This is a genomic window from Paenibacillus apii (genome assembly GCF_011043685.1).
Lineage (GTDB): Bacteria > Bacillota > Bacilli > Paenibacillales > Paenibacillaceae > Paenibacillus_AQ > Paenibacillus_AQ sabinae.
Genome location: NZ_JAAKGU010000001.1, coordinates 429235 through 445048, shown reverse-complemented (window position 1 = coordinate 445048; position 15814 = coordinate 429235). Strand labels below are relative to the sequence as shown.

Annotated in this window: 21 protein-coding genes; 19 read left to right on the top strand and 2 right to left on the bottom strand. The window is 53.4% G+C overall.

The genetic code is table 11. From position 1 onward, the window contains the following. Positions 1–3 precede the first annotated feature (3 nt). Both G5B47_RS02190 and G5B47_RS02185 read left to right on the top strand, forming a co-directional pair. Positions 4–750, top strand: a complete 747-nt coding sequence (locus tag G5B47_RS02190; protein WP_165093814.1) for a hypothetical protein — start codon at positions 4–6, stop codon at positions 748–750. Continuing rightward, the gene (locus G5B47_RS02185) at positions 750–2012 is read left to right on the top strand and encodes an HsdM family class I SAM-dependent methyltransferase (RefSeq protein ID WP_165093811.1); all 1263 of its coding nucleotides are present in this window, start codon (positions 750–752) and stop codon (positions 2010–2012) included. Before G5B47_RS02190 ends, G5B47_RS02185 begins: the two co-directional genes overlap by 1 nt. On the opposite strand, the gene G5B47_RS02180 is transcribed toward G5B47_RS02185, so the two are convergent. Then, entirely contained in the window at positions 2013–2225 is a 213-nt protein-coding gene (locus G5B47_RS02180; protein WP_165093809.1) for a helix-turn-helix transcriptional regulator, read from the bottom strand. Positions 2226–2360: 135 nt separating this feature from the next. Between G5B47_RS02180 and G5B47_RS02175 the strand changes: the two genes are divergently transcribed. The 6 genes from G5B47_RS02175 to G5B47_RS02150 all read left to right on the top strand — a co-directional run bounded on the left by G5B47_RS02175 (position 2361) and on the right by G5B47_RS02150 (position 6126). After that, positions 2361–2585 carry a hypothetical protein gene (locus G5B47_RS02175; RefSeq protein WP_165093806.1) on the top strand — a complete coding sequence of 75 codons (225 nt, stop codon included), beginning with the start codon at positions 2361–2363 and terminating at the stop codon, positions 2583–2585. 368 nt (positions 2586–2953) lie between these two features. Beyond that, the gene (locus tag G5B47_RS02170) at positions 2954–3214 is read left to right on the top strand and encodes a hypothetical protein (protein WP_165093803.1); all 261 of its coding nucleotides are present in this window, start codon (positions 2954–2956) and stop codon (positions 3212–3214) included. Beyond that, positions 3211–3372: a hypothetical protein gene (locus G5B47_RS02165; RefSeq protein ID WP_165093801.1), complete on the top strand. Its 162-nt coding sequence runs from the start codon at positions 3211–3213 to the stop codon at positions 3370–3372. Before G5B47_RS02170 ends, G5B47_RS02165 begins: the two co-directional genes overlap by 4 nt. A 444-nt stretch (positions 3373–3816) precedes the next feature. Further along, positions 3817–4404, top strand: coding sequence for a GIY-YIG nuclease family protein (locus tag G5B47_RS02160; protein WP_165093798.1), 588 nt, complete (start codon positions 3817–3819; stop codon positions 4402–4404). Then, positions 4404–5231, top strand: a complete 828-nt coding sequence (locus G5B47_RS02155) for a hypothetical protein (protein WP_165093795.1) — start codon at positions 4404–4406, stop codon at positions 5229–5231. Before G5B47_RS02160 ends, G5B47_RS02155 begins: the two co-directional genes overlap by 1 nt. Before the next feature lie 667 nt (positions 5232–5898). After that, on the top strand, positions 5899–6126 hold the full coding sequence (locus tag G5B47_RS02150; protein WP_165093793.1) for a hypothetical protein: 228 nt from the start codon (positions 5899–5901) through the stop codon (positions 6124–6126). Positions 6127–6417: 291 nt separating this feature from the next. Here the strand turns inward: G5B47_RS02150 and G5B47_RS02145 are convergent, their stop codons facing one another. Continuing rightward, complete coding sequence (locus tag G5B47_RS02145) at positions 6418–6969, bottom strand: recombinase family protein (RefSeq protein ID WP_165093790.1); 552 nt, start codon at positions 6967–6969, stop codon at positions 6418–6420. A 395-nt stretch (positions 6970–7364) separates the two neighbouring features. Here G5B47_RS02145 and G5B47_RS02140 point away from each other — a divergent pair, with 395 nt between their 5' ends. From G5B47_RS02140 to G5B47_RS02090, 11 genes are all read left to right on the top strand, one after another. Beyond that, a complete protein-coding gene (locus G5B47_RS02140) occupies positions 7365–7805 on the top strand; it encodes a phBC6A51 family helix-turn-helix protein (protein ID WP_165093788.1) in 441 nt (146 codons plus the stop codon). Positions 7806–7823: 18 nt separating this feature from the next. After that, on the top strand, positions 7824–9578 hold the full coding sequence (terL, locus tag G5B47_RS02135) for a phage terminase large subunit (RefSeq protein WP_165095367.1): 1755 nt from the start codon (positions 7824–7826) through the stop codon (positions 9576–9578). Between the two features lie 24 nt (positions 9579–9602). Continuing rightward, a complete protein-coding gene (locus G5B47_RS02130) occupies positions 9603–11192 on the top strand; it encodes a phage portal protein (RefSeq protein WP_235957060.1) in 1590 nt (529 codons plus the stop codon). Beyond that, positions 11192–12031: a phage minor capsid protein gene (locus G5B47_RS02125; RefSeq protein ID WP_165093786.1), complete on the top strand. Its 840-nt coding sequence runs from the start codon at positions 11192–11194 to the stop codon at positions 12029–12031. The genes G5B47_RS02130 and G5B47_RS02125 overlap by 1 nt, the downstream gene beginning before the upstream one ends. 82 nt (positions 12032–12113) lie before the next feature. After that, positions 12114–12821: a phage scaffolding protein gene (locus tag G5B47_RS02120; RefSeq protein ID WP_165093784.1), complete on the top strand. Its 708-nt coding sequence runs from the start codon at positions 12114–12116 to the stop codon at positions 12819–12821. Between the two features lie 85 nt (positions 12822–12906). After that, on the top strand, positions 12907–13998 hold the full coding sequence (locus G5B47_RS02115; RefSeq protein ID WP_165093781.1) for an SU10 major capsid protein: 1092 nt from the start codon (positions 12907–12909) through the stop codon (positions 13996–13998). Between the two features lie 62 nt (positions 13999–14060). Continuing rightward, positions 14061–14267 carry a hypothetical protein gene (locus tag G5B47_RS02110; RefSeq protein ID WP_165093778.1) on the top strand — a complete coding sequence of 69 codons (207 nt, stop codon included), beginning with the start codon at positions 14061–14063 and terminating at the stop codon, positions 14265–14267. Between the two features lie 16 nt (positions 14268–14283). Further along, on the top strand, positions 14284–14682 hold the full coding sequence (locus tag G5B47_RS02105) for a hypothetical protein (protein ID WP_165093776.1): 399 nt from the start codon (positions 14284–14286) through the stop codon (positions 14680–14682). After that, positions 14683–15003, top strand: coding sequence for a hypothetical protein (locus tag G5B47_RS02100; protein WP_165093773.1), 321 nt, complete (start codon positions 14683–14685; stop codon positions 15001–15003). Beyond that, a complete protein-coding gene (locus G5B47_RS02095) occupies positions 15003–15434 on the top strand; it encodes a hypothetical protein (RefSeq protein WP_165093770.1) in 432 nt (143 codons plus the stop codon). The genes G5B47_RS02100 and G5B47_RS02095 overlap by 1 nt, the downstream gene beginning before the upstream one ends. Beyond that, positions 15403–15783: a minor capsid protein gene (locus G5B47_RS02090; protein ID WP_165093767.1), complete on the top strand. Its 381-nt coding sequence runs from the start codon at positions 15403–15405 to the stop codon at positions 15781–15783. Before G5B47_RS02095 ends, G5B47_RS02090 begins: the two co-directional genes overlap by 32 nt. Positions 15784–15814 lie beyond the last annotated feature (31 nt).

Sequence of the window (15814 nt, the reverse complement as noted above, 5' to 3'; positions counted from 1 at the left end):
TATATGACTAACGTCATCGATACGAAACCTGATGTAACTTATCGCGAAGCACTCGCGGCAGCCGTGGCGGAAATGGAAACGCTGATGCGGACGTTGTTTAAGGCGGAAGGGGAGCCGCCGATTATGTTTGATTACGGAGATTGGGGGTATGACTTGCGTGATCGTCACAGTCGGAGGCTCGCTGTCAAAGCGGTATCCGACGTGTACACGCTCGCACACAACGATTTCAATGCGGAGAATCAACGCCGATACTTCGATCGCGGTGGCAACGGCGAAGGGCCGGCGCTAATCTCGGCCGATACCGCGCTGCTCGACCGGTTGGCTGACGTTCTCTTATACGAAGAGATTACGGACGAGAACCCGTACAAGATTGCGCACACGGAGTACCCGTTCATGTCCGATCGCCAGCTTGACCTCCGCCGTGACCGCGAGACATCGGACTCAGCCGCAGAATCACACGCAGTTGACGGTAATGATTACCGGGCTCCGGAAAAACGCAGGCGTACTCCATACGAAAATTATCGCGTTGATACGGGCGCAAAAATACGCAACGCGGAGCGGGCAGCGCAGTATAAGCGAGACACCGCTCCGGGGAAGGAAGTCACGTATAATCTGCGTGATACTGGCGGAGAGCTTGCGCCCGAGTTCGTTAATTGTCGCGGAATCGGACAGCGTTGGCGTGACGATATGAGTGCGGTGAATGAGGTAACCGTTGAGCCGGCGGAAGATGACGTAAGGGAGGCGGCTTAATGGGAAAAGCGGACCGTAAGCGATGGGACGGAAACGTACGTAGTATGGCGATCGTAGCGAAGCCGCGCGAAGAAATCACGGAGGAGGACGTTCAGTTTCTCCGCGAGAATTATACGTCAACGGGCGGGCTCCTTCCGAACGCATACGCTGGCGGCGCGTTCTATACTCCGACACACGTTGCGCGATTTATAACGGAAGCATTACGGGGCTTGAGCGGAGGTTCATTTCCGCCGGGCTCCCGTTTTCTTGAACCGAGTTGCGGTTCTGGCGTATTCATCGAACACATACCGGAGGATGCGGAGATTACTGCGCTTGAACTCGACGAGACTAGTGCGAAAGTAACCTCGCTAATTTATCCGCACGCTAACGTTACCCAGGGCGACGCGTTCCTTCACAGCCGGCGCGGTTACTACGATTACGTGATCGGTAATCCTCCGTATGGTGTGAGTATCGACGTATCTGCAGCGGAGCTTCCGGACGTGTTCGAGACGCTGCGAATAACGAAGGGCCGCGCTAAAGGGAAGTCGGAGTGCGCGTTTATCGAGCTCGCTATTAAAGCGGCCAAGCCGGGCGGATACATTGCGTTCGTGCTGCCGAAAGGGCTGAACTACGCCAACTATGCGGAGAAAATCCGCCAGCTACTCTATAATACGTGCTGGCACGTTGCTACAATCGGCCTACCCGGAGAAACATTTGCGCTAACAGGTACGACTATTCCTACGCAGATACTCATCGTACGTAAAGCACCGCCCGGCACTCCGCTGATTCCTTCCGCAGAAATACGCTGGGGATCGAATTTTAAGCGTGGCGGCTACGAAGATATAACGGATTTCGGCGCTAAGTTTCTCGCGGGACAACCGCCGGCCTACTTCGCGGAGGTTACGGATATTGGCTACGACAAGGCCGGGCGTTCAACGGATAGGTGGGGCGACGGCCTTACGCAGCTTGACGACCTACTCCGCGACTTTACGGACGACTATCTCATGCGCTCGAACTTGTATCCACATATACCGTCATGGCATAGCGTTAAGGACGTTAGCGCGTTTATGTTTTCGCACGCTAACGATACATGTGACGGATACCGCGACGCGAGCCGTACGTATGCTGACGGGCCGTACCGCTGGAACGAGTTAACGCTCGGAGCCGGCACGGAAATAGCGTGGGATGGCGCGGAGGTTAGTACGTTCGACTTTACGTGGCAGGATCGGATTGTTGACGCCTACTATACGCAAACGGCCGCCGAGTTGCCGGAAGCCGCGTGATTAATCCACAACCTCTTCGATAATAAACAGCGCCTCGACCGGCACGTTAAGCGCCCGTGCGATCGCGATAAGGTTAGCGTAATTTCCCTGTGACGCGCGATCAAAGCGCGATACGGCCGCTTGAGGTACGCCGGCTTTCTCCGCGAGTTCCGCTTGCGTGAGGCCGGCGTCTTTGCGAGCGCGTTCTAGTGCGGGCGTAACGCGGATTTTCATAACGGGACCACCTCCGAATACGTAGACGTTGACGTAACTATTATACAAAAGTGAATATTTTTTCGCAAACTATATTGACTAGTGATTAGTCACTTGTGTATAATTGGCGTATCAAGTCAAACGGAGGCGTAAACGATGGGATTACGTATCAATCGCCGCAAAACAGTCGCTGACCGCTTCGCCTACTACGAACGCAAGCTCACGGAATACGGCGCCCGTCTCCGCGCCGACCGCAATTATGACGCATGGGGCTGGCGTCGTTACCGCCTTAACTCGTACCGAAATCGCGTGTACAAGCTGCTGAATCGCGAATCAATGCGCGAGTTACGTACTAAATACGGAAGGGGCAAACGTAAATGAAACGTGTAAGACGAGTTGTAACAGTAACGTATGAGTATGATAGCGCGGAAGAGTTAGATCGTCACTGTAGAATAATGGAGGCCGACGGTTGGGAAACGACCGATTCCGGTGAGAGTAGCGATTGTTTCTTCGCTGACTACACGTTGGAACTAGCGGAGGAGGATGCGCTATGAAATGCAAACGCACTAAGCTCGCAGCCGGACGCTACAAGAACGGACGCCTTTACGTTAAGACAGCGTCCGGCAATTACGTGGAGCTAGCGTTGTTGCTCGAAGGGAGGGCTGCGCAATGATTATCGGAGCTATCGTACTTATCACGGGAGTAATAGTCGTCGGCTACATAGAGCGCCGCATGGAGCGCGTTTACCGTTGAACGGCCGCAAATTGAGCGAATGCCTTGCGCTTCTACCCGCCAACATGCGCCTGGTTGACCGCTTAACTAACCGCGAATGGCTGCCGACGGCTGCGGACTTACTACGGGAGATTAGCGCAGGCAGGCGTGAGGATGGCGTAGGTTATCGGATCAGCGTTAAGGGTGGACGTAAGGTAACGGTGATAGTGGATGGGAGCGGCCGGCTTGCGTATGTTGAGGCGTGGCATTTAAGACCGGAGGAGGAGGTGAGCGGATGAAGACGATAACCACGTATTTCGACTACGGATACTTCTTCGTTGAGTATACGGTTGTTCTGCGGGAGCCAATGCCGGCAAGCCCGGACATTATGCGAAGAAAACGGCGCGATCGGACGCTGCCGAAGGGCTGGCGTAGACGTGGCGATGTGGTGGTATGACCGGATAAGAGCGCGGAGTCCTAACGTATAGGCTGCGCGTTCTTTTATCGTAGCCGGCGTGAGTAATACGTTCCGGCGACCTTAACGTAATCCGGCGTATACTTTTCGGCCAGGCCTCCGTAGTCCGTAATTCGTCCGTCTTGATCGCGGACCGTGACGCGGGCTTGCGCTAGGGCTGCCGCAAATAGTTCGATAAACCGTCCTTTCTGCGGTTGTATTACGTTAAATATTCGCGGTGATGACGCTAGGCTCCTTCCGGGAGATGGCGTCTTTTTTGCGTTGTAGGGAACGGATGAGGTTGCATTTTGCGCAATCTCAAAGCTATATAGGTGAATTGGTGATAAAAATTGGGGATAGGCTGACGGGCCGAACGGGAGATACTCCGACACTCCTTTCTCCAATAGCCGCCAATCCGTCGGATAATACGCAAAGGAGAGCGATAACATGGGGGTAATTGTGACGTTGCCGGAAAGTGAAGAGCATTCGATTTCAGAGTTTTTGGAGAATCGTAGGACATTTATTAACGTATCCGGTGTCTACGTACTTTGGGGTGCTCAAAGAGAATGCCTATATGTGGGAAAAAGCTCTTCCCTTGGGCGTCGTGTTTTTGAACATACACACGGCAAAGGCGACTCGATCCGTTTTTATAGGGAAATTGTAGATGTGACGCTATACTGTGCTGCTAACATGTTCTACGTGGACGTGTACGAGACGCACTTAATTAATGACCTCCGCCCAAAGTATAACCGCGATAAAATGTTCTTCACTGAGCACACAGTAGAGGTGTCCGAGCAACTTGAGCGGATTGAGGATAAACTACACCAACTCGAAGAAGAAAGACAATGGTTGATGATTGAAATAGATGAATTTGACAGGTTTAAAGAGGACGAGTACCACGACGAGCGAGTTGTTCGATTTGAGTGGGTAGAGCTATTGCGCCAACTGAGAGAGCTTGACCGTAACATCCAACGAACCGCAGAGCGCCGGGCGTTATATAGACGTAGACTGACACTGTCCGGAGGTGCCTGCTAGTGGCCGAATACAAACCGCTAATGGACCCGGAAACGGGCGAACTATTTGATAGAACCGCTATCCTTGCGGACGGGGACCGGATTACGAGCGCAGCACAGCGCGAAGAGTACCGACGCATTCAAGCGAGACAGAACGGACGCGGACCGGAATTTACCGTCACGCAAATGCACAATATCGACGAAGTTATCGAAAGGGTATCCGATAAACATTGCGGGTACCTTCTTTATTTGCAATGCTTCGTCAATTATGACGCGATTCTTGAGAATCCGAACAAGACCGCGATGAGCCGCGACGACATGATGCGCACGCTCAAGATCGGCCGGACTACGCTGCACCACTTCCTCAAGGAAATGACGGAGGCCGGCGTTATTCACGAGGCCGGCGACAAGTACCGGTTGAATCCACGTTATCATTTCCAGGGTAAAACGGATAATACGGCGGTCGTTAAAACGTTCGTAGCGAAGGTTAAGGAGCTGTATTCGGAGGTTAACGCTAAGGACCTCGGATTCGTGTACAAACTCCTGCGACACATCCACCTCGAAACGAATACGATATGCGCGAATCCATTCGAGCGAGACGTAGAAAATACGGTGCCGCTGACGAAAGAGGACATCGCAGCGCTGACGGGCGTTACCGCTAAGTCCGTTTATACGAAGCTGCGGAACCTCCGCTTTGGCGACCAGTACGTATTCGCGGAAGTGATTTACGGAAACGCGCGCTACTACAAGATTAATCCGTTCGTGTTCTACCGTAAGAGCGGGCAGCCTGACGCCACCCTGCGCGAGATGTTTTCCATCCGGAATAACTTCGCGAAGAGGTCAGCGTAAAACTATCGGTAAAAACGCGAACAAAATCGGCCGTCTATCGGTAAAAACGTGAACACGCGAAAAACGGTGTATACGTGAGAAAAACGGCGTATATCGCAGGTTTTCGGCTGTTTTCTAGGTTTTGGTTTAGGAATTTATTCTTAGTCTTTGATAACGGAGTTTAAGCGCGGTAAGAGATAAATCGAGGAAAGTCGCCTCGAACACTTCGGCCAAAACCCGGCCTTGTGTACCATACCTTATCGCGCTATTCATTTAGCAAAAGATTGTCGCGGTTAAGCAGCATGTTCCGAAGGCGCGGCAGCGACAAGGGATGAAGCCGCCAGGCTGAATCAGCACTTGACCTAAACCTTTGTCTGCAAGATACATGAAGCATATTCCTCGAAGTATCTCATGTAGGCAAACACAAAGAATAGCGCAGATAAAGAAACGGAGGAACGCGTAATGTTATTCGTATTCTTATGCGTATGGGTTGCGTTAGGTATCGGAGGAGCTACGCATAACATTTACGTATTTAGGCGTGAGACAGACCCGTTAGCTATAGCGCTTATTCTCGCATGTCCTCCGTTATATTGGACGTTAGTTTACGCGTTTAGAAACGGTTTCGGCGGTTGGGTATAGCGGTAGCGAACGTTAAGTAGCTACGCAGTAGAGCGGAGGGATAGCGCTAATGAAAGCGAAGATTAACGTTATTGGAGCGTTAATGGAAATAGAAGCGGAAGGTACTCCGCAAGAGATAGCGGAGTTGATACGGAAGGTAAACGGAGAGGAACGCGTTAAGTACGCTCCTGTTCCGCAGTGGCCTCCGTTTAAACCGGAGATTACATGCGCAGATGGGCGTATTAATCCGTATGTGTCGACGCTACCTAGCAGCGCACAATACGACGTTAGAGGATAACGATAACATGCGTCGTTCTTACGCTGTGCCTGAGCGTGAGAGCGGCGCTTTAATAGCGCGGAAGTATAAACGTTAGAGTCACGTACATGAACGCTAATACACAGCGATAGAAAGCGTCAATGTAACGTAGTCAATAAGTATAGCGTTTATACTTGCGCATTATTAGAAGGAACGCGATTAAGCGGATAGCAGCGTTGGGGTTCCGTTCGGTAACGAGTAAGTAGCTAACGGCTGCTGGCGGCTCCGGCCGGACGCCCTTCGGAAACTCACGGGGTCATAGAAAAGAGCGCCTTATTGACGCTCCTTCAACGCTCTATATAACGTAGCCTTTGTCACGCCGGTCATTTCCGTTATCTCCGTTACTGTGTGCGCTTGAGTATCGTACAGCTTAACGGCTTGCGCTACCTTCTTGCGGTCCGTCTTCGGGCGTCCACCGTTACGGCCGCGTGCTCTACTGGCGGCTAGGCCGGCGCGAGTACGTTCTACGATTACATTGCGCTCGAACTCGGCGAATACAGCGAGCATACCGAAGAACGCGCGTCCTACAGCGGTAGATGTATCGATATTATCGTTGAGGCTGACGAACTCGGCACCGCGCCTTTGTATCTCATCTAGCGTTGATATTAGCTTAACGGTTGAGCGCGCTAGTCGGTCGAGTTTATATACGACAAGCATGTCGCCGGCTCGCAGTAAGTCCATTACACGCGCTAGTTCTACGCGATCGTCTTTTGAGCCTGACGCTTTCTCCGTATAGATGCGTTCACATCCGGCAGCAGTCAACGCATCTATTTGCATACCTAACGATTGGTCAGCGGTTGATACCCGCGCGTATCCGATCTTCATTATGTATCGCCTCCGTAAATGCATCGTATCATAAACACGTATGGGAATGCAACGTATATATTGATACGGGTATTGAAACGGTTATAGTGCGCGATGACACGCTAATTAGGCGTGTTTATTTTCGTTGCTTATACGCTCGTTTTTGGAACGTTATAAACGCCTGCTTTAGTACGGTGCCGCCCCCAAGCGGTACAGTGATAACGCCCCGACTGCCGTTCAGAATTTGCGTACAAATTTTTTAACTCGGGCAGTAACGGAGCCCCACCGCTCACGCTCCGTATTTCTGCCGTAAATCACCGTCAAATTAGCGCGTTTCGTACGTTCTGGGACTATTCGTACTCCCACGTACGCAAGGCGCTAATTTCACGTTAAAAATCAACGAAGGAGGAACGCAAATGTCGGACAAACGAAAGGCCGCTCTCGAATCGCGTTTAGACGGTCGCCAAATCAAGGCCGCGCTATTGTGCGTTGAACGCGAGTTTGCTGCGGAGGATGACCGCATGACATTCGATGAGATCGCGGCTGATATCGGCGTATCTCGTAAAACGCTGCACCAATGGCGGACGCAAAAGCGCGCCTTTATCGATTACGTCAACTATCTCGCGGATGACTTTTTAGCGGCTGACCGTGCGAAGGTATACCGCCAACTCATGCGCGCTATTGACGGACAGCAACCGTCGATTAAGGCGATTGACCTTTTCTTCCGCAGATTCGGCCTTATTACGCAGCAAGTCGCGGTCGAAACGAAGGATGCGGGCAGCGCCCGGTCAAACGAAGAACTGGCGGCTGAACTTGACGAGCTCGACGAACTACTCGGAGAGACACCGGAAAATTAACGAAGGAGGTGCGTTCGCATCGCATGGGTAGCCGAAGAATGGCTCGATAAGCCGGCGCGTGCCGAGCGCATCAAACTCGTATCGGAACGCGCTAAGAAACTACGTGAGCTCGTACGTACTGACCGCGCGACAACGTATCACGAAGAGTCATTGCGGGCGGATATCGCGGAACTACGGCGCTTGCGGCGCATTGACCGCGCAGAGGATGACGTCGCTTACTTTACGTACGAATACCTGTCGGACGCTGGCAACCCGGAGAACGAGGACAATATCGTACGGCACGGAGAGGACGGCACGCTACACGATACACTCGACAATATAGCGCCGATACATGCGGAGTTCTTTGCGCTGTGTAATCACGTTGACCACGTTGAGCGTAACGCCCGGCTTGCGATAGCGGCAGCGCGGGGACACAGTAAATCCGGCATGTTCTCGAATAGCTTCCCGTTGCACCAGGTCGTGTACCGTAAACGGCGCTATATCCTTGAGATATCGGAAACCGACACGCTATCAAAAAAGCTAATCGGCTGGATTAACAAGCAACTCAAGTTTAACGAAAAGCTGCGCGCTGACTTCGGGCCGCTCCTCCACGAGCGTAATAATCAAAACGAGAAGGACAATGAAGAGGCGTTCATCACGCTGTCCGGAACGTTAGTCGAAGCGTCATCGTCTGGTAAACAATTACGCGGTAAGCGTCACGGCTCCTACCGTCCAGACCTCGTTATCGTCGACGATCCATCCTCGCAAAATAACGAAGGCACGAAGGAAGCGCGCGAGAAGTTGATTCACTGGTTCAACTCCGTAGTGGTTCCGATCGGAACGAAAGCGACCGCAATTATACTCGTCGGAACGATGGTTAGCGCGACCGGCCTGCTTAATCACGTTCTCAAGCGCCGCGACTTTGAATCGTCATTTCACGGTGCGGTCGTATCGGAGCCGGAAAATCCGCAACTTTGGGAGCAGTATTGCGAAATATACGCACGCTGCGAAGACATGGCGGAGGCCGACACATTCTACGCGGAGAACAGGGAAGCGCTCGAAGCTGGCGTCGAACTGGCGTGGCCTTGGCGCTGGACCTATCGTGCGCTCATGCACGAAAAGGTTAACATGGGTACGCGCGCTTATAATAGCGAATTTCGAAACCTGGCGTTCAGCGAAGACGAGCAATTCTTCTTCCCGGACACGTACGGCTACTATCGGTTTGAATACGAAGGTGGACACCGATATATCCGGTACGAAGACCTACGCATACCGGTCGAAGACTTAACGGTATCAGGTGCGTGGGATATTGCGCAAGGGAAGAACGCGCGGTCCTGTTACAACGCGGTGATTACGGTCGGCCGTCACGAAAAGACCGGACATATTTTTGTCTTGGACGAATACGCGTCGAAAGAGCAGCCGCATAAATATATCGACTTAATCATCGAGAAGATGCGCGAGTTTAAGCACGCGGTATTCTCGGTAGAAACGATAAACGCGCAGCACGAATTTTACCGGCAACTACAGGAGCGCATGAGGACCGAAGGCATTTACAGAACGAGGCTCAACGATATCAAATCCTATAAATCCTCGAAGGAGGAGCGGATTGAATCGTTAGAGCCTCTTTTTCATAACAAAACGCTAATCCTCAACGCCGGACATACGATGCTTATCGATCAACTCGCGCAATATCCGCACGGTGATTATGTGGATTCCTGTGATGCTCTGCAGCTTTCTGTCGAGAACGTAGCCAAGGCGAGACGGAGAGTCCGCAATAAGCCCGCATGGGCCTAATAAACGCAAAGGAGGAACGCAGATTTGGCGAAGTTATTCGAAACGGGCGGTATCTACCCTCCGCCTTCACATATTCCGCGCCTGGCCCGCTATAAGCGCGGCCGCACGATATTCGACGGACGGCATCCGGAAATATACGAACGGGCCTCGTCGCTGCTGAAAGATACGCCGCACGCTGCGCAGCTCAAAACGTTATTCATCGCGGTTAACTTGATGGATATTTTGCTGACGAAGCCGGCGGACTTGCTGACCGGAGAGCCCCCGACGTACGAGAGCGGAAAAGGGCCGGGGTCACGCGAACAGGAACGCCTCGACTCGATTGTTGAGGAAAACGACTTAACGCAAATGACGCACGAACTCGTTATCGGCGGCGGCTATCGCGGCGACTCGTTCATCAAGGCGTATTACGCGACGCGGGCCGACGTCAGCGAAACGGAAGCACTTGCGGAGGAACTCGGCCTGACCGCACCTGAAACGCGCCCTGAGCCGATTATTGAAGCGGTCCCGGCGAATATCGTATTTCCGGAGTTGTCGAGCGGCTCGCGTAAGAAATTCCGCGCTATTAACGTAGCGTGGGTCGATTGGGTCGAAGAGCCCGGCGGAAAAGTTGTACGGTGGATTTACGGTAAAGCGGAGTCGTACGTGCCTTATCTCGTAGTCGAGCGGTACATACCGGGCTATATCGTGTACGAGCGCTATAAGCTTTCGGAGGGCCACGTTGATACCGAATGGGGCGTGCCGATTTCAACGTACACGATCGGGGAGCAGGTCGCAACCGGCCGCGAGGTTGACGTAGTGGAAACGGGAACGCCCGAGCTGCTTATCCGGCACATTCCGTACAAGAGCGTCGATGACCGTTGGGAAGGGATTAACGGCGTAGAGAAGCTGGAAAGCGTATTGAGCGCGATTAACGAGAGGCTGGTGCAAATTGATCTAATACTTTTTAAGCACAGCGATCCTTGGATGTACGGACCTGACGATATCGACGAGGGGGATACGGTTCGCGGAGGCGGGCGGTATATACCCGTTGATAAGGACGGCCCCACACCTGGATACATGACGTGGGAAGGCCAGCTCAACAGCGCGTTTCAGGAGCTCGACATTCTGCTCGGCCTCGTGTACCAAATGTCGGAAACTCCGCAATGGCTGTTCGGGACCACGCTCGCCAACGATAAAGGTGGAACCGGCACATCGCACACGGACAGCGGCGCAATCAAAGCGCGATTTATGCCGATCTTGGCGAAGGTTAACCGCATCAGGGCGCACGTCGACCGCGCTCTCCGTGACGCTATTTGGACCGCGATGCAGCTCGAAAACTTCGCGAATAAAGGCGTTGACGGATTCGAGCCGTACGAGCCCGTTTATCCGCGTATCAACTGGCGCGATGGCATCCCGATCGACGAAAAAGAAGCGGCCGAAGTTGCGAATATCCGGACGGGCGGCAAGCCGACGCAATCCGTGCTGGACGCCATTAAGACGCTCGATGGCGTTGACGAAGCGATGGCGTCCGAAATGATTACGCGTATTGACGCAGACGAGGAGCGGACAATAGGTACGGTCGACGCTTCGGTATTTAACGATACGGGCGGAGGAACAACCGGAGGCGCTGCGTAATGGCCGCGCCTATTCCGGACCCGGACTACGATTACGACGTTAACCTGCTCGTTAAAGCGTTCAAGGACGCTCTTTTGGCGATAGCCGGCGAACTTTCACGCCTGGACTTAACCGGAATCTCCCGCGCTAATGCGAAGGCCGCACTCGCCGAGGTTGCGGTTATTTTGCGTGGGCTTAACGCAGAGTCGGCGGCATGGGTGGAAAAGCACGTACCCAAAGCGGCGACCGACGGAGTTATCCGCGCAATCGTAGACATCGGCGCGGCGGAAACGGTAGCGGAAGCGGAGAAGATTGCGAAGTTTAATCGGATCAATCGCGAGTTTGTAGCGGCAGCCGTTGCGGATACACAGGCGGATTTACTTGCGGTCACTCAGAACGTTGATCGCCGCGTAAAACAGGCCGTACGCCAGGCAACCGCTGAATCCTTACGTGCTAACCTAACGAAGGGCGTCAACGGTCAGCGTACGTTAAACGCGGACATGCTGCAGCGGATGAGGCAGACGTTAGGTAGCGCAATTGATACCGGGATTATCGATAGCGCTGGACGCCGCTGGAAGCCGGATGTGTACGTTGAAATGGTATCGCGAACGAAGATGAACGCAGCGCACCGTGAGGCCACGATTAACGAGGCGGTCGGACGCGGTGCCTACTATGCGCGTGTATCACGCCACGGCGCTACGGATGCCTGCCGAAATTGGGAGGGGCGGATTGTTAAACTGACTCCGGACGCCCCCGGAGATTACCCGTATGTAGGCGACATTTCAAGGCGCGAACTGTTTCATCCGAAGTGTTCTCATGTTTTATCACCGATACGTGATCCGCAGTTATTGGCGCAATAGAACGCCTGTCCAGACGTGAACGACACTAAACTTTACGGATACTATGCGCTACGCGGCGCTTAAACGCGGAAGGAGAAACGCTATGAAAACCGATAACGAACGTTATAGATATCCGTTGAATCTGCAGTTGTTTGCGGAGGGCGATCCGCCGTCTGATCCGGAGCCGACGCCGCCAGCCGATCCGCAAGACCCGCCAAAGACGTTTACGCAGGACGAACTCGACCGCATTGTAGCGGACCGAATCGCACGCGAACGTAAGAAAACGGAAAAATTCGCAGATTACGACGATATCAAAGCGAAGTTGTCCGAATTTGAAAAGTCCGAAGCCGAGCGCCAGAAAGCGGAAATGTCCGCTACCGAACGCTTAGAAGCCGAGAAAGCCGAAGCGCTGAGAAAGGCGCAGGAAGCGGAGGAACGCGGTAATGCCGCACTTACCGCAGCGAATCAACGTTTGGTTAACGCAGAGTTTAAAGCACTGGCCCGTGACGCCAACGTACCGGCTGACCGTTTGGCTGCCGCGCTGAAACTGGCGGACTTGAGCGGTGTGACGGTCGATGACGAAGGGAATCCGCAAGGAGTAGAGGACGCAGTAAAGGCGCTGATCGATGCGAATCCGTACCTGGTGGCTGAGACGAAGCCGAAGGAGATCGGTAAGCCGAGCGGCGGTGCTGATCCGCAAGACAAAACGAAGGACCAAATACTCGCGGAAGCGAAAGCGCTGGCCGAGAAGAATCCGACGCCGGATGCAATCGCACGTTACACGAAGCTGAAACGCGAGCTCAACGCTTAATATCCAATAACCCAATTAACTGAGGCGACCCAATCGGGCCGTCTTTTTGTTTTGCCAAAAACCAATTAAACGGAGGAAATCAATAATGACTAAGATTTTTAACGCTGACTTGATCGGCAAGCCGGAGTCCGTAACAGAACAGATTTTGATGCTGAACCCGTATCAAACGCCTATGCTGGCGATGCTCGGCTTTGCTGGCGCAGTTAACCAGGTCGAACACAACTGGTTCGAAGACGCCATGTTCGCGACCGAAACCACAACTACCGCATCCGCGCTTATCGACGCTACTTCCATCGTAGTAGCTTCCGTTGAACCGTTCCGCGTAAACGACGTTGCGAAGATCGTCGACGAACTCGTTAAGATTACCGCTATCGATTCCGGAACTAAAACGCTGACTGTAACGCGCGGATACGCGGGTACTACCGCTGCAGCCGTAGCGAACGGAGCCGTCGTCGAGTTCCAGTTCACGGAAGGCGTAGAGGGCGCGGACGCGATTGCTGCCCGTTACAAACAACGCGTACGTAAGTCCAATATCACGCAAATCTTTACGGATACCGTCGAAGTTACCGGTACTGCGGCAGCCGTTGCCAATTACGGCATCTCCGATATTTACGCGTATGAGCAAGCGAAGAAACAGCTTGAACTCGCGCTGCAACTGGAAAAGGCGTTGATTAACGGCATCAAGTACGAAAATGGCGCTGTTCGTCAGATGGCCGGCGTACGCAGCTTGATTTCGACTAACGTTAAGGACGCTGCCGGTGCTGCGCTGACTCTCAATATGATTAACGACAGCCTGCAGTCGATCTACGAAAAGGGCGGATTTGCTACCGGCGGCAACTACGAGATTGTTGTACCGGCCAAGCAAAAACGTGTAGTATCCTCGTTCAGCGACGAAAAGGTTACAATCGACCAGGCTGACGAAAGACGCGGTACGATCGTCTCCCGTCTGACTACGGACTTCGGCCAGTTCCCGGTTTCCATTAATGACAACCTGGATTCGAAAGAAGTGCTCATCTTGGACAAGAATCGCGCGAGAATCCGCCCGCTGACTGGCCGCGAGTTTCAGCATGAGTATCTCGGCAAGAAGGGCGATTATTATCAAGGAATGCTCGTTGGAGAATTCACGCTCGAACTGCACCAAGAACAAGCGCACGCACGCATCAAAGGTTTGGCGTAAGCCGACCGCAACTAAGCGGAGCCTGTTAGCGCAGGCTCCCGTTATATGACGGAGGGTTTACGATGGCAAAATATACGTCCCGGTACGCGGAGCTTTCGTTCTATGTCGCTGGCGAGGAACGCAAGTTCAGCGCGGGAGTTTACGAAGCGACAACGCCGGAAGAGATTGCGGTACTTGACCGCTTGACAGACGCAATTAAAACGGAGGAAACGGTACAGCCCGCGCCTAAACAACGCAAGCCGGCTGCCGCGAAGACCTCCGAAAAATAAACGGAGGTGTTAACGGATGGCTGTAACGGTAGAGGACGCAAACACGTATATCACCGCAAACTGTATCGATATTGACGATTGGACGAGCGCTGACGAGGCGAAAAAACTACGAATAGTAAACGTCGCATCTCGCGATCTCGCTCGGTACTACTCGCAATATATGATACCAGACGCGGCTGTATACGAATTTGCGAACGTGCTGGCAGCGGTTTATAGCGATACGACGGGCATAGCGCAAAAAGGCGTTATCTCAACGTCGGTCGGCGGAAAGGTATCCGTTAACTTCAAGGACAGCGCAGTTACGGGACCGGGCGGAAGCACGCGGCGCTTTGTTCCGCAGGCTGCGATCGACCTTATCGGCGCGGAGAACGGCGTCACACTTTCGAAGCGCGGCGTTAAATGGACGGTGATGTAAATGGCGTTCATACCGATGCATCAGACCGCCGTTATCTCGCCGTTTACCGGAAACGACCCGGACTATAACGAGCCGCAATACGGCGCCGACTACTCGCTGGCCTGCCGCTTTGATGAGGGCGTTAAACTCGTACGCAACCGCAACGGGGAGGAAGTCGTCAGCGTTGGCGCATTCCTTTTCGATAAACTCGCGGACATTTCGATTAACGACCGCCTTACGTTTACCAACGAGTTAGGCACGGTGACGACCTACGATCCATTGACGATTAGCGTGATACGGGATTTCAGCGGTCGGCCGATCTTAACGGAGGTGAGCGTGTAATGGCGAACAGTTTCGAATTTGACATTAGCGCGTTTACGAAAGGGCTGGACGTGTCCAAAGCGGAAATGCTGGCGGGCGCTATTTCCGGAATGCACGACGCTACCGACCATTTACTAGCGGTCTCGCGTGATGAGGCTCCGCTCAAGTCGAGCACCTTGCGCACAACGGCCGGGGCAGAGGTAATGGTCGACGGCGATACGGTAACAGGCGAAGTTTATTACAGCGCGACGGAGACGGATGCGAAGGGAGAGCGGTACAACTACGCGCTCCGTGTCCACGAAATGGGCGAATACAAGAGTCCAACTACGCCCGGTACTCGTCCGAAATTCTTATCGCGCCCACTCAAGGTTAACGCGAAACTTTACCGGCGGATGCTTATAGCCGGCATGAAGCGGGGAGGTGGCGGTCACGATCACCATAGCGGACACTAATGCGCTGCTTCGCGTGCTGATTCCCGGATTCACCTTCGTTGGGCTTGAGTTCAGCGCAGCTAATCCGGACGACTGCGCATATACGCGAATCAACGGAGGCGACGCGCCGAGCGAATGGACGCCGAAATCCTACCCGTCGATTCAGGTCGTATTGCGTGCTAAGTCGGCTTTGACGGCGGAAACGAAGGCTAACGCGATTTATGCGGCGCTGCACGGTAAGGCCGAGTTTATAATCGGGACGCAGCGCGTTGTCAAATGCGTTGCCGAACAGAGCGCGCCGTGGTATCTCGGCAAGGACGAAAGCGCGCGGTCAATGTATTCGCTCAATTTTACTTTAACGACAATTTAATAACGATTCATTCGGGGCTGTCCGATTACGG